The organism is Kitasatospora fiedleri (assembly GCF_948472415.1).
Taxonomy (GTDB): domain Bacteria; phylum Actinomycetota; class Actinomycetes; order Streptomycetales; family Streptomycetaceae; genus Kitasatospora; species Kitasatospora fiedleri.
In genome coordinates this window covers 1,425,525-1,437,870 of record NZ_OX419519.1, presented here as the reverse complement: position 1 = coordinate 1,437,870, position 12,346 = coordinate 1,425,525, and the positions used below count along the sequence as shown (strand labels likewise).

Sequence of the window (12,346 nt, the reverse complement as noted above, 5' to 3'; positions counted from 1 at the left end):
GGGTCGTGACAAGTGGTGCTGACGGAATGTCACGGCAGCAGGGTGCGGGCCCGGGTCAGCAGGGCGGTGAGGGCCAGGTCGAAGGCGGCGTCGGTGCGCCCCGGGCCGGCGGCCCGCAGGGCCTCGGCGAGGCGGGGGGTGTCGGCGTTCGGGTCCCAGACCGTCTCGGGGGCGGCCAGGTCGAGCACGGAGCCGAGCACCACGTTCTCCACGGCGGTCAGCAGCGGCATCACGACGGGCGGCGGGAAGCCGCTGTCGACCAGCAGGGCGACGGCGCGCTCGTACTGGTCGAGCACCTCGGGGGCGGCCACCTGACTGGTGGTCAGCAGCAGGATGGTGCGCGGGTGGGCGGCGAACGCGGCGCGGTAGGAGCGGGCCCACGCCTCCAGGGCGGCGTCCCACGGCCGCAGGTCGAGGGTGGCGAGGTCGATCGCGGCGGAGACCTGCACGCGCAGCAGTTCGACGATCCCGGTCCGGCCGTCCACGTGGTGGTAGACGGAGGCGGTCTGCACGCCGAGCCGGCGGGCGATCTGCGGGACGCTGAAATCGCCGCTCTCGTCGACCAGGGCGAGGGCCGTCGCGCCGATCCGCTCGCGGTCGAGCAGGGCCTTGCTGGGCCGTCCCACCGGTGCCGCCCCTCCGTCGCCTGGTCCTCGCGCACTGCCGTGACCTCGGATTCCTGGTCTTCCCAGAGGGTAGTGCGCGGGTCTAGGGTGCGTAAACCATCAACCTTTAGGTTTATGGTCGTCCGCAGTCGGGACCACCAGCCGGACTCCCCACCCGGCCGCCAGAAGGGCTCCCCATGACCGACACCCCCCACGCCGCCACCGCTCCGGGCGCCGCCACTGCTCCGGGCGCCGCCACTGCTCCGGGCGTCGCCACCGCTCCGGGCGTCGCCACCGTTCCGGGCGACGCGCCCACGCTGCGCCGCGGCAGCCTCGGCACCGCCGACATCGCCTTCTTCGTGGTCTCCGCCGCCGCCCCGCTCACCGTGATGGCCGGCGTCGCCCCGCTCGCCCTGCTGATCGGCGGCACCGGCGCCCCGGCCGGCTACCTCGCCGCGGGCGTCACGCTGGCCGTCTTCGCGGTCGGCTTCACCACCATGAGCCGGCACGTCCGCAACGCCGGCGGCTTCTACGCGTACATCACCCGGGGCCTCGGCCGCCCGGCCGGCTTCGGCGCCGCGCTGCTCGCCCTGCTCGGCTACCTCGGCATGAACATCGGCGTCTTCGGCCTGCTCGGCTCCGCCACCCGGGACACCGTCCAGGCCCTCACCGGGCACCGCGTCCCCTGGCTGCTGCCCGCCCTGATCGGCCTGGCCGTGATCTGGTACGGCGGTTTCCGCTCCATCGACTTCGGCGCCCGGCTGCTCGGCGTCCTGCTGCTCGCCGAGACCGGCATCCTGGTGCTGCTCGCCGCCGCCGTGCTGCTCAAGGGCGGCGCGCACGGGCTGAGCCTGCACTCCTTCGCACCCGGCCGCGTGCTCACCGGCGGCATGCCCGGCGTCCTGGCGATGGCCTTCGCCGCGTTCACCGGCTTCGAGTCCACCGTCATCTACCGCCGCGAGGCCCGCGACCCCGACCGCACCGTCCCGCGCGCCACCTACCTGGCCGTCGCCTTCCTCGGCCTGTTCTACGCCTTCGTGGTGTGGACCGTCATCCAGGCGTACGGCGACACCGAGGTGGTCGCCGCCGCCGCCCAGGACCCGGGCGGCCTGTTCTTCACCGCCATCGACCAGTACGTCGGCGCCTGGGCCGCCGACCTGATGCACGTGCTGATCGTCACCAGCATCCTGGCCTCGCTGCTGGCCTTCCACAACGCCACCAGCCGCTACGGCCTCGCCCTCGCCGAAGAGGGCCTGCTGCCCCGCGCGCTCGGCCGGATCCACCCCCGGCACCGCTCCCCGTACGTCTCCGGGCTCGCCCAGAGCCTGCTCGGCCTGGTCGTGGTGGCGGTGTTCGCCGCCGCCGGGGCCGACCCGTACACCCAGCTGCTGCTGTGGGTGAACACCCCCGGCATGCTCGCCCTGGTCGCGCTGCAACTGCTCGCCGCCGTCGCCGTGCCCTGCTGGTTCCGCCGCCGCCCCGGCCACGGCGAGGGCGCGCTGCGCACCGTCGTCGCGCCCGCCGTCGCCGCCGTGCTGCTGACCGGCGCGCTCTGGCTGGTGGTCGACCACATCGGGCTGCTGACCGGCGCGTCCGGCACCGTCAACCGCGTCCTGATCCTGATCGTCCCCGCCGTCTTCGCCGCGGGCGTCCTGTACGCGCTGCGCACCCGGGCCCGCCGGCCCGGGGTGTACGCCGCGTTCGCCGCCGAACCGGCCGGGGACGCGCCGTCGCCCGCCGACTCCCCGGCGCGCGGCGCGGCCTGACCCACACTCGGCTGTCGAACCCCCTCGCCGCCCCCGCCGACCTCTCACCGACCTCTCGCCGACCCCTCGTTCCAGGAGCTCACCGTGTCGCCCGACACCATCGTCCTCGCCCGCACCGTCCACACCCTCGACGACGGCCACCGCGCCGCCGACCCCGTGGCTCCGGTGGGCGCCGTCGCCGTCCGGGACGGGCTGATCGCCGCCGTCGGCACCGCCGCCGACGCCCGCGACTGGCGCGGCCCCGGCACCGAGGTGATCGACCTCGGCGACGCCGTCCTCGTCCCCGGGCTGGTCGACGGCCACAGCCACCCCGCGTTCGGGCTCGAACTCGCCACCGGCGCCGACCTGTCCGCCGTCCGCGACCTGGACGGCCTGCGCGCCGCGCTGGCCCGGGCCGAACGCCTGGACGGCTGGGTGCTCGCCTGGAACCTCGACCACAACGCCTTCGGCGGCCACCCCGTCCACCGCTCCGTGCTGGAGGACGTGCTCGGCCCCGACACCCCCGCCTTCGTCCGGCTCTACGACGGCCACTCCGCCCTCGCCACCGGCGCCGCCCTGCGCGCCGCCGGCATCACCGGAGCGCGCGCCTTCGCCCAGCGCGCCACCGTGGTCTGCGACCCCGACGGCACCCCCACCGGCCACCTGATCGAGCACGCCGCGATGGACCTGGTCACCGCCGTCCTGCCCCGCCTCCCGCTGGACCGGCGGCGCGACGCCCTCCACGACCTGCTGCTGACGATGGCCGCCGGCGGCCTCGCCGGGGCGCACGTGATGGACGCCGGCGGCGACATCCTGGAACTCGTCCGCGCCATCGAGGACACCCGCCACCTGCCGCTGCGGCTGCGCATCGCCCCCTGGTGCATGCCCGGCACCGGCGCCGAGGGCCTGCGCGAACTCGCCTCCCTCCAGGGCGAGTCCGGACGCAACTGGCTGGTCGGCGGCGTCAAACTCTTCGTGGACGGCACGGTGGAGGGCGGCTCGGCCTGGCTGGAGCGCCCCGACTGCCACGGCGAGGGCACCGCCGGGCTGTGGCTCGACCCGCCGAATACACCGACGTGGTACGGCAGTTGGACGCGTACGGGGTCCGCACCGCGACGCACGCGATCGGCGACGCGGGCGTGCGGCACGTCCTGGACACCGTCGCCGCGCTGCCCGGGCACGGCCGCGGCCGGCACCGGATCGAGCACATCGAGACACTCGGCGACGAACAGGCCCGCCGCTTCGCCCGGTTGGGCGTCCCCGCGTCCATGCAGCCCACCCACTCCGCGTACACCCGGGCCGACCACACCGACGCCTGGTCCACCCGCCTCGGCCCCGAACGCGCCGACCGCGCCTGGATCTGCCGCACCCTGCGCGACACTGGTGCCACCCTCGCCCTCGGCTCCGACTGGCCGATCGCCCACCACGACCCGCGCGGCGTCCTCGCCTACGCCAGGCTGCGCCGCCACGCCGGCACCGACACCCCGCCCGTCAACCCCGGCCAGGCCCTCACCCCGCTGATGGCCCTGGAGGGCTACACCACCCACGCGGCCCGCGCCGCCGGCGAACCCGACCACACCGGCCGCATCGCCCCCGGCCTGCGCGCCGACCTCACCGCCTTCGCCCTCGACCCGCTCACCGCCGACCCGGACGCCTTCGCCCGCTCGGCGGTACCGCTCACCATGTCGAACGGGGTGGTGACCAACCGGGGCGGGGCGTAGCCGAGTTCGAGCGATCTGCGGTCCGGCGGCGTGCTGGTCCGGCGGCGCGCTGGCCCGGCGGCGCCCCGGCCCGGGTCAGGGCGGGGACGCGAGGTAGGCGTGCAGGGCGGCCGCGCCGGTGAGGAGGGCGCGGCCGCGGGTGGTGAGGCGGTCCTGCCAGGCGGCCAGGGTGGGGCGGACGGCTTCCGGGGAGCCGGCCGTGCGCAGGCGGTGCAGGAGGTCGGCGGTGCGGGCCAGGCTGTGGCCGCCGCGGCGGAGCTGTTCGGCGAGGAGCAGCTCGCGGACCTGCGCGGGCGGGTAGACGCGGTAGCCGGTGCGGGCGTCCGGGACGGGGTGACCAGGCCCGCGCGCTCCCAGGCGCGGAGGGTGGCCGGGCGCAGGCCGAGGCGGTGGGCGAGCGGTCCGATGTGGGTCGCGGCGGCGGGCGGGTGGCCGGGGGCGTCGGGCTCGGGCGGCAGGTGGTCGAGGGCGGTGCGGACGGCGTCCAGGGTGCGGCGGTCCTCGGCGAGCAGGGCGTGGCTGCCGTCGATCAGGCGCAGCGCCTCGGGCAGGTCGCCCGCGTTGGCGGCGCGCATGATCGCGGTGGCGGTCGGGTGGCCGTGCCCCGGGAGCAGGGCGAGGAAGGCGCGCAGCGCCGCCGCGTGGCGCTCGCCGTAGCGCCGGTACCCGTGCGCGGAGCGGTCGGCGGGCGGCAGGACGCCCGCCTCCTCGTAGTTGCGCACCGCCTGGGTGGACAGGCCGTGCTCGCGGGCGAGATCGATCGGGCGCAGCGGCATGGTGGTTGAGGGTTTTCTGCTCGATTTCCGGGCCGAGAGCGGAAAAGTCTACACCGGGGCTTCAACGATACGGTGGAAGTCATGACTGTCTCGCTCGGGGACGCCGCCCGCCCCTTCTCCGCCGCTTCCCTCGCCGCCCTCGTCCCTGCCGGCACCCGGCTGCTCGCCCTCGGCGAACCCACCCACGGCGCCGAGGAGTTCCTCGACCTGCGCAACGAACTCTTCCGCCACCTGGCCACCGACCACGGCTACCGCTCGATCGCGGTCGAGAGCGACTGCCTGGCCGCCCGCGCCGTCGACGCGTACGTCGGCGGCGCGGCGGGCGCATTGGACACCGTGGTGCGGGAGGGGTTCGGCCACGGGTTCGGGGAGTTCGCCGGGAACCGCGAACTCGTCCGCTGGATGCGGGAGTTCAACGAAGGGGTGGAGGAGGGCGAACGGCTGCGGTGCTACGGGGCGGACGGCCCGCTGGAGATCACCGGGGCCGCCGCGCCCGGCCCTTCACTCCTCCGGCTGCACGACTTCCTGGCCGCGCGGCTGCCCAACGAACTCCTGCCCGACCGCGCGGAGCTGCTGCGCCGCTGCGGGCCGGACCACCGCTGGACCGAACCCGCCGCCGCGCTCGACCCGACCCGCTCGGTGGGCCGCACCGAGGACGCCGTCCGACTGCGGCTGCTCGCCGACGAGTTGAACGTCCTGCTGGCCGCGCACCGCCCGCAGTTCGACGACGACGAGGACGCGTACTGGCAGGCCGAACTCGACGCCCGCACCGCGACCGGCCTGCTCCGCTACCACGCCGCGACCGCCGGCGACGGCCCCGACCGGCTCAACTCCCTGATGCGGCAACGCGGCCTGATGATCGCCGACAACCTCGAGGCGATCCTCCGCCGCGAGGCCCGCCGCGGACCGACCCTCGTCTTCGCCCACAACCGGCACCTCCAGCGCGAGGCCGCCCACATCCCGCTCGGCGACCATCGACTCCGCTGGTGGAGCGCCGGATCACTCCTCGAATCCCGCCTCGGCGACGGCTACGCCTTCCTCGCCACCACCTTCGGCCACCGCGCCCCCGGCGACCACCCCGCCCCCGACACCCTCGAAGGCCGCCTCGCCACCCTCCCGGCCCCGCGCACCGTCCTCGACCCGACCCTCCTCGCGGCGGCCCTGCGCGAGTCGGGACCGGTGAAGCCCCGGGTCCCGGCCGACCACACCTACTTCGGGCTGGACCCGGAGACGCTGGGCCTGGTGGACGGAGTGGTGTTCGTCCGGGCCATCGCCCGCCAGCAGGGGCCGTTCGGCGGCGGCTGAGGAGAGCGGGCGGCATGCCCCGGGGCGGCCCGGAAACCCGTGGCGGGTGCACGGCGGCCGGGGGAGGATGCCGGGATGCGTCGTGTGTGGAGTGGGCTGGCCGGGAATCCCTCGCTGCCGGCGGGGGCGGTGGACCGGCTGGTGGAGCTGGCGGAGCCGGATCTCTCGCTGGACCTGGCCGAGCGGGCGGACCTGACCGAACGACAGGTCGAGGTGCTGGCGGAGCGCGGCGCGGCGGTGGCCGGACACCTGGTGGAGACCGGGTACCTGGTGGCGGAGCGGGTCGACCCGGAGCGGCGGCCGTTCGCCGCGCTGGCGCTGCTGCGGGCCGGGAAGGGCCCGGGCGCGTGGGCGACGCTGCTGGCCGAACGGCGGGAACTGTGGCCCGAGCTGGCGTCCTGTCCCGGACTGCCGGCCGAGGTGGGACGCCGACTGCTCGCCGAGGGGGACCGGGACGTCCTGGTCGGACTCGCCGAGGCGCACCCCGACCCCGGCGTCCTCGCCGCGCTCGCCGCGCACCCCGCGCCGGACGTCCGGCAGGCCGTCGGGTGGAACGCGTCCACGCCGCCCGCCGTCCTCGCCGATCTGCTGAACGGCCGTCCACCGCTGGAGAGTTGCGAGGTCTGCACCCGCCACCCCGTGCCGTGGACGCACCCGCGGGACTGCCCCGACCCGGACTGCCGGCTGCCCGGCGGGGCCGTCTGCGACGGCAGCCACCGGTACGCCCGGCACGCGATCGCGCAGGCCGCGCTCGCCCACCCGGCCGCGTCCGTCGCCGACGCCCTCCGCCACCTGCGCGACCCGTCCCCGTTCCTGCGCGCCCGGCTCGCCGCCCGCACCGACCTCGGCCCCGACGCGTACGAGCTGCTCGCCGCCGACCCCGCGCCGCAGGTGCTCGAATCGCTCGCCGAGAACCCGGCGATCGGCGAGCGGTTGATCCGCCGACTGGCCGACCACCCGCACGAGTCGGTGCGCCGGGCCGTCGTCGCCAACCCCGCCGTACCGCTGGACCTCCTCGACCGGCCCCGGGCCGGTGCCGCCCTCAAGTCCTGGACGGTGCCGCCGCCCCGGATCGCCGCCGCCGACCCCGCCGAGACCGAACGGCTCGCCGCCGCCACCGACCCCGAACCACGCCGCCTGCTCGCGCTGCGCCGCGACCTGCCCCCGCACGTCCGCGACCGCCTCGCCGACGACCCGGTGGCCAAGGTCGCCAACGCCGTCGCCCCCACCCCGGCCTGGACGCACGGCAGTTGACCGCCATGCACCGCCGCCACGGCCGTGCCGTCGGCCCCGGCATCGCCGCCAACCCGGACACCCCGACCGCCCTGCTGCGCACCCTCGTCACCGGCGACCACAACGCGGCCACCCTGCGCGCCGTCGCCCGCCACCCCGCCGCCGACGGCCCGACCCTCACCGCGTGCCTGCGCGACCGGCGGGCCCGCGACCGGGCCGCCACCCACCCCGCCCTACCGCTCGACCGGCTCCGCGCCCTGCTCGCCGACCCGCAACCGCCCACCACGCCGCCGCCAACCCGGCCCTCCCGGTCGCGGACCTGCTGCGCCTGATGCCCCCGGAGTAGCGGACCGGCCGCAGCCGCGCGGGCACCCGGACGAGGTGGGCGGATCGGCGAGCAACCCGGCCGCGGCGGGGAGGAGTTCGTCCCAGTCGTGGGCGCCCGTCCGGCGCGGGAAGGCGCGGTGCTCGGGCAGGTGGCAGGTGGTGGCCGGGCCGTCCCGAGGACCAAGGCGCGCAGCGGGCCGCCCATCGACGGCATCCAGGTGGGTTCCATGGCGGCCGTCCTGCCCGGGCACGCCGATCCGGGCCGACCCTCCAGGGGGAGGGGCGGCCCGGGTGGGGTGGGGGCGGGGTCAGCGGGGGGTGTCCTCGCGGCTTTCGACCAGGACGGCGGGCTCCAGCGGGGAGGCGATCTCCTGCGGGCGGCTGCGGGAGGCCCAGTCGCGGATGCCGAGCACCACCATGACGAAGAAGATCGCGTAGACGATGCCGGAGAAGTACAGCTCCGAGTGGACCGCCAGCGGCACGCCGACCAGGTCGACCGCCAGCCAGACGAACCAGAACTCCACGTAGCGGCGGGCCTGGCTGTACATCGCGATGATCGAGCCGACGAAGATCCACGCGTCCGCCATCACCATCCACAGCGGCGCGCCCGGGTAGAACGAGGCGTCCTGCCAGTTGAGCACCGCGCCGAACGCGAGCGTGCCGAGCACCATAGCGGCGGCCAGCACCGCGCGTTCGGTCCAGTTCGCCCAGCGGACGTTGATGGTGCCCTCCTGGGCGCGGCTGCGCTTCCAGGTCGCCCAGCCCCAGGACGCCGAGACGATGATCACGACCTGCCGGGCGGCGTTGCCGCCGAGGTGCACGTTCAGGCTGGCGATCAGCAGGAACACCGAGCCGAGGATCTGCACCGGCCAGGCCACCAGCGACCGGCGCAGGGCCAGCCAGACGGTGGCGAGCGCCAGGATGTTGCCCAGGAAGTCGGACCAGTAGACGGGGAGGCCGAAGAAGCCGAACTGCTCGTTCAGCCAGTGGAACGCGCTCATGACTCACACCTTTGTTCGTTCGGAGCGAGGTGGTGGGGGAGGAGGGGGTGCGTGCCGGAAGGGGGGTGGGGACGGTCGGCCCCACCGGGAAGCGGGGGAGCGGCGGGGCCGACCGGGTTCAGGGGGTGGTGGTGCGGGGGCTCGCGGTGGGGGCGGGTGCGGCGGCGAGCAGGGCCGCCGAGCGGCGGACGTCCTCGTGGGCGGCGCGCAGCAGGTCCTCGACGCTGGCGAACCTTTCAGTGTCGCGCAGCCGGGCGACGAACCACAGCTCGACCCGTTCGCCGTACAGGTCGAGGCCGTCCGGGGCGTCGTGGCAGTGCACCTCGACGTGGACCTCGGACGAGTCGCCGAAGGTCGGGTTGGTGCCGATGCTGATCGTCGCCCGGTGCACGTCCCCGGTCGACGGGCGGGTCAGCCAGCCGCTGTAGATCGCGGGCGGCGGGACGACCGCGCCGGGCGCGGGGGAGAGGTTCGCGGTGGGGAGGCCCAGGCCCCGCCCCCGGCCGGCACCGTGGACGACGGTGCCGGACAGGGGCGCCGGCCGCCGCTCAGGCATGCGGGGTGAGCTCGCGGAACTGGCTGGTGTGGAAGACCAACGGCTCCACGCCCGGGAACAGTTCGGCGCCCAGCAGTTCCAGCAGGACGATCTCGTGGTCCCCGCCGTCGTGCACCGGGCCGACCCGGGCGGTCAGCCACAGCGCGGCGTCGTGGATCAGCACCGCGCCGTCGGCCGTCGCCTGCCAGGGCGTGCCGTCGAACCGGTCGCCCGCCCGGGAGGCGAGCCTGCGGCACAGCGCGCCCTGGCCGCGGCTGAGCACGCTCAGGCCGAGCACCGGGGCCCCGGCCAGCCGGGGCCAGGTGGTGGAGGCGCGGGCCACGCTGATCGCCACCATCGGCGGCTCCAGCGAGATCGACACGAAGGAGCTGGCCGCGAACCCGACCGGCCCGCCGTCGCGCAGCGCGCCGACCGCGACCACGCCGGTCGGGTACGCCCCGAACGCCCGCCGCAGCGCGCCCGCGTCCAACTCGGAAGAAATGCTGGGGTTTCGGTCGGTGGTGGCCATGACCGTCGCCGTCCTCTCGTCATGCCTGGTGCGTCGTGCCCGTGCTGCCTGAAGTGGTGCGGGGAAGGGGGAGGGAGGAGGAAGCGGGGAGCGGGTCAGTGGCGGTGCCGCGCGGCCGGGTGGCCGGCGGGCAGCGCCCGGTCGCCGGAGCCGGTCAGGCGCTCGCGCAGCGACTCGCCGTCCGCGTACGCGCCGCGGAACGCGCCGCGCTCGCGCAGGATCGGCAGCACCGACTCGACGAACTCGACCGTGGAGGCCGGCTGGACGGTCGGCGAGAGCAGGAAGCCGTCCAGGTCGGCGCCCTCCGCCAGGGCGCAGAGCTCGTCGGCGATCTCCTCGGCGGTGCCGACCACCGGGCGGGCGCCCACCCCGTGGGTGTGCCAGTCGGCGAGCACGTCGCCGACCGTCTTCCCCGCGAACCGGGCGACCTGGGTCTGCGACATCTCGGTGGACAGCTCGGTCATCGGGGTGTCCGGCGCGTACGAGGACAGGTCCAGGCCGGTGAACATCGCGTACGAGGCGACGGTGACCTCCGGGCGCTGGGCGTCCAGCACCCGCTGCCAGCGGCGCTCGGCGTCCGAGGTGGTCGCGCCGACCACGCAGGAGAACGCCGACATCACCTTGACCCCGTCGGCCCCGCGCCCGGCCCGCACGGCCTCCGCGCGGATCGCCTCGGTGTGGCCGGCCAGCTGCTCGACGCTGCCGCTGCCGACGAACATGCACTCGCCGTGCCGTCCGCCGACCCGGCGGCCCGCCGGGGACGCGCCGGCCTGGAACAGCACCGGGGTGCCCTGCGGGGAGCGGGCGGTGTTGCCGTAGCCGTGCGAGCGGAAGTACGGGCCCTCGTGCGCGACCTGGTGCACCTTCGCCGGGTCGGCGAACCGGCCGGCCTTGTCCTTCTCCAGGGCGTCCGGCTCCCAGGCGCCCTCCCAGTACTTGTAGACCAGGTCGAGGAAGTCCTCGGCCATCGCGTACCGGTCGTCGTGCGCGACCATGTCCATCCCGAACGCCTTCACGGCGGTGTCGGCGGTGCCGGTGGTCACCACGTTCCAGCCCAGGCGGCCGCCGGAGAGCTGGTCCAGGGTGGCCAGCCGGCGGGCGAACGCGTACGGCGGTTCGACCAGCACCGAGCCGGTCACCACCAGGCCCAGGTCGGTGGTGGAGGCCAGCAGCGCCGAGGCGATCACGAACGGGTCCAGCCGCGGCAGGTCGAGCGTCTCCTCGGTGGCGATCGGCGGGCGCACCCCGTCGATCTCCGACCAGCCCCAGGCGTCGGCCAGGAACAGGAAGTCCAGCTTGGCGTCCTCGCACAGCCGCGCGACCTCGCGCCAGTAGCCGAGGGTGTCGAACAGGTGGCGGCGGCTGTCGGGGTGCCGCCAGGTGGCGGTGCCGCTGGCGTTGGTCTGGGCGTTCTCGAACAGGCCGAGCTTGAGGCTGCGCATGGGTGTTCTCCGTTGAACAGGCGGTGCGGGGGAAGCGGTACGGCGGGGTGGTCGGGACGGCGGGACGTCGCGGGCGGTTCGGGACGTCGCGGGCGGTTCAGGACGTCGCGGGCGGTTCAGGACGCCGCGGGCGGTTCAGGACGCCGGGACGCCGGGACGTCGCGGAGGGGGCGGGTTCAGGACGCGGCGGGCCCGGGGGAGTCGAGCTGCGCCGCACGGGGCATCGAGGACTGGGCGCCGAGCCCGGTGACGGCCAGCGAGGCCGCCCGGACGGCGCGGGCCGCGGCGGTGGGCAGGTCGGCGCCGCGGGCGAGCGCGTCGGCGAGCGCGCCGCAGAAGGTGTCGCCGGCGCCGACGGTGTCGATGGCGTCCACCACCGGGGCGGGCAGGTGGACGCTGCCGGGGCGGCCCGGCCGCTTGATCAGCGCCCCGTCCGCGCCGAGCGTGACCACCACCGCCCCGCAGGGCAGCGCGGCGCGCTCCAGCAGCTCGCGCGCGGCGGGCAGTCCGGTGACGGGCTCGGCGCCGAGCAGGGCGGCCAGCTCGCCCAGGTTGGGGACCAGGACGTCGACGGCGGCCAGCACCTCGGGGGCGACCGGACGGGCCGGGGCCGGGTTGAGCACGACCGTGCCGCCCTGCTCGCGGGCCCGCAGCACCGCGGCGGCCACCACCTCGGCGGCCACCTCGTGCTGGACCAGGAGCACCTCGCCGGGCGTGCGGGCCAGCCACTGCGGCAGGTCCTCGACCGAGAGCACGGCGTTCGCGCCCGGGTTGACCACGATGGTGTTCTCGCCCGCGCGGTCGACCACCACCGAGGCGATCCCGGTACTGGCGTCCGGCGCGGTGAGCACCGCGTCGAGGTCCACGCCCTCGGCGGCCAGCGCCCGCCGGATCGGCGCCGCGTCCGCCCCGACCCGGGCCACCAGGCGCACCTGCGAGCCGAGCCGGGCCGCCGCGACGGCCTGGTTGGCGCCCTTGCCGCCGACGCCCTCGACGAAGCCCCGCGCGAGCACGGTCTCGCCGGGCCGCGGCAGGTCCTCGACGGTCAGGACGAGGTCGCGGTTGACCGAACCGACGACGGTGATGGACGGCATCCGGACTCCTCGGGAGATCGATCTCCCACACTC

Annotated in this window: 10 protein-coding genes and 2 pseudogenes; 5 read left to right on the top strand and 7 right to left on the bottom strand. The window is 76.0% G+C overall.

Translation table 11 applies throughout. The features are described from left to right. Positions 1 to 29 precede the first annotated feature (29 nt). Positions 30 to 626 carry a TetR/AcrR family transcriptional regulator gene (locus tag QMQ26_RS07000; protein ID WP_282205113.1) on the bottom strand — a complete coding sequence of 199 codons (597 nt, stop codon included), beginning with the start codon at positions 624 to 626 and terminating at the stop codon, positions 30 to 32. 176 nt (positions 627 to 802) lie between these two features. Between QMQ26_RS07000 and QMQ26_RS06995 the strand changes: the two genes are divergently transcribed. Further along, positions 803 to 2,371, top strand: a complete 1,569-nt coding sequence (locus QMQ26_RS06995; protein WP_282205112.1) for an APC family permease — start codon at positions 803 to 805, stop codon at positions 2,369 to 2,371. An 84-nt stretch (positions 2,372 to 2,455) separates the two neighbouring features. Further along, positions 2,456 to 4,071: pseudogene (locus QMQ26_RS06990) on the top strand (amidohydrolase). 75 nt (positions 4,072 to 4,146) lie between these two features. Here the strand turns inward: QMQ26_RS06990 and QMQ26_RS06985 are convergent. Next, positions 4,147 to 4,847 (bottom strand): annotated as a pseudogene (locus QMQ26_RS06985) (MerR family transcriptional regulator). Between the two features lie 81 nt (positions 4,848 to 4,928). On the opposite strand from QMQ26_RS06985, the gene QMQ26_RS06980 reads away from it, so the two are divergent. From QMQ26_RS06980 to QMQ26_RS06970, 3 genes are all read left to right on the top strand, one after another. Beyond that, positions 4,929 to 6,152 carry an erythromycin esterase family protein gene (locus tag QMQ26_RS06980; RefSeq protein WP_282205111.1) on the top strand — a complete coding sequence of 408 codons (1,224 nt, stop codon included), beginning with the start codon at positions 4,929 to 4,931 and terminating at the stop codon, positions 6,150 to 6,152. 75 nt (positions 6,153 to 6,227) lie between these two features. Then, the gene (locus QMQ26_RS06975; protein ID WP_282205110.1) at positions 6,228 to 7,406 is read left to right on the top strand and encodes a hypothetical protein; all 1,179 of its coding nucleotides are present in this window, start codon (positions 6,228 to 6,230) and stop codon (positions 7,404 to 7,406) included. Continuing rightward, on the top strand, positions 7,403 to 7,717 hold the full coding sequence (locus QMQ26_RS06970) for a hypothetical protein (RefSeq protein ID WP_282205109.1): 315 nt from the start codon (positions 7,403 to 7,405) through the stop codon (positions 7,715 to 7,717). The genes QMQ26_RS06975 and QMQ26_RS06970 overlap by 4 nt, the downstream gene beginning before the upstream one ends. Before the next feature lie 303 nt (positions 7,718 to 8,020). Here QMQ26_RS06970 and QMQ26_RS06965 read toward each other — a convergent pair whose 3' ends face one another. From QMQ26_RS06965 to QMQ26_RS06945, 5 genes are all read right to left on the bottom strand, one after another. Further along, on the bottom strand, positions 8,021 to 8,713 hold the full coding sequence (locus QMQ26_RS06965) for a nicotinamide mononucleotide transporter family protein (RefSeq protein WP_100835333.1): 693 nt from the start codon (positions 8,711 to 8,713) through the stop codon (positions 8,021 to 8,023). 118 nt (positions 8,714 to 8,831) lie between these two features. Continuing rightward, positions 8,832 to 9,269, bottom strand: coding sequence for a riboflavin kinase (locus tag QMQ26_RS06960; protein ID WP_282205108.1), 438 nt, complete (start codon positions 9,267 to 9,269; stop codon positions 8,832 to 8,834). Next, a complete protein-coding gene (locus tag QMQ26_RS06955; protein WP_100835331.1) occupies positions 9,262 to 9,777 on the bottom strand; it encodes a flavin reductase family protein in 516 nt (171 codons plus the stop codon). The genes QMQ26_RS06960 and QMQ26_RS06955 overlap by 8 nt, the downstream gene beginning before the upstream one ends. Positions 9,778 to 9,872: 95 nt before the next feature. Continuing rightward, on the bottom strand, positions 9,873 to 11,219 hold the full coding sequence (locus tag QMQ26_RS06950; RefSeq protein WP_100835330.1) for an NtaA/DmoA family FMN-dependent monooxygenase: 1,347 nt from the start codon (positions 11,217 to 11,219) through the stop codon (positions 9,873 to 9,875). 176 nt (positions 11,220 to 11,395) lie between these two features. Further along, complete coding sequence (locus tag QMQ26_RS06945; protein ID WP_282205107.1) at positions 11,396 to 12,313, bottom strand: ribokinase; 918 nt, start codon at positions 12,311 to 12,313, stop codon at positions 11,396 to 11,398. Positions 12,314 to 12,346: the final 33 nt, after the last annotated feature.

Coding starts and splice junctions, on each gene's coding strand:
- QMQ26_RS06995 (WP_282205112.1), top strand. CDS start 803: ATGACCGACACCCCCCACGCCGCCACCGCTCCGGGCGCCGCCACTGCT.
- QMQ26_RS06980 (WP_282205111.1), top strand. CDS start 4,929: ATGACTGTCTCGCTCGGGGACGCCGCCCGCCCCTTCTCCGCCGCTTCC.
- QMQ26_RS06975 (WP_282205110.1), top strand. CDS start 6,228: ATGCGTCGTGTGTGGAGTGGGCTGGCCGGGAATCCCTCGCTGCCGGCG.
- QMQ26_RS06965 (WP_100835333.1), bottom strand. CDS start 8,713: ATGAGCGCGTTCCACTGGCTGAACGAGCAGTTCGGCTTCTTCGGCCTC.
- QMQ26_RS06960 (WP_282205108.1), bottom strand. CDS start 9,269: ATGCCTGAGCGGCGGCCGGCGCCCCTGTCCGGCACCGTCGTCCACGGT.
- QMQ26_RS06955 (WP_100835331.1), bottom strand. CDS start 9,777: ATGGCCACCACCGACCGAAACCCCAGCATTTCTTCCGAGTTGGACGCG.
- QMQ26_RS06950 (WP_100835330.1), bottom strand. CDS start 11,219: ATGCGCAGCCTCAAGCTCGGCCTGTTCGAGAACGCCCAGACCAACGCC.
- QMQ26_RS06945 (WP_282205107.1), bottom strand. CDS start 12,313: ATGCCGTCCATCACCGTCGTCGGTTCGGTCAACCGCGACCTCGTCCTG.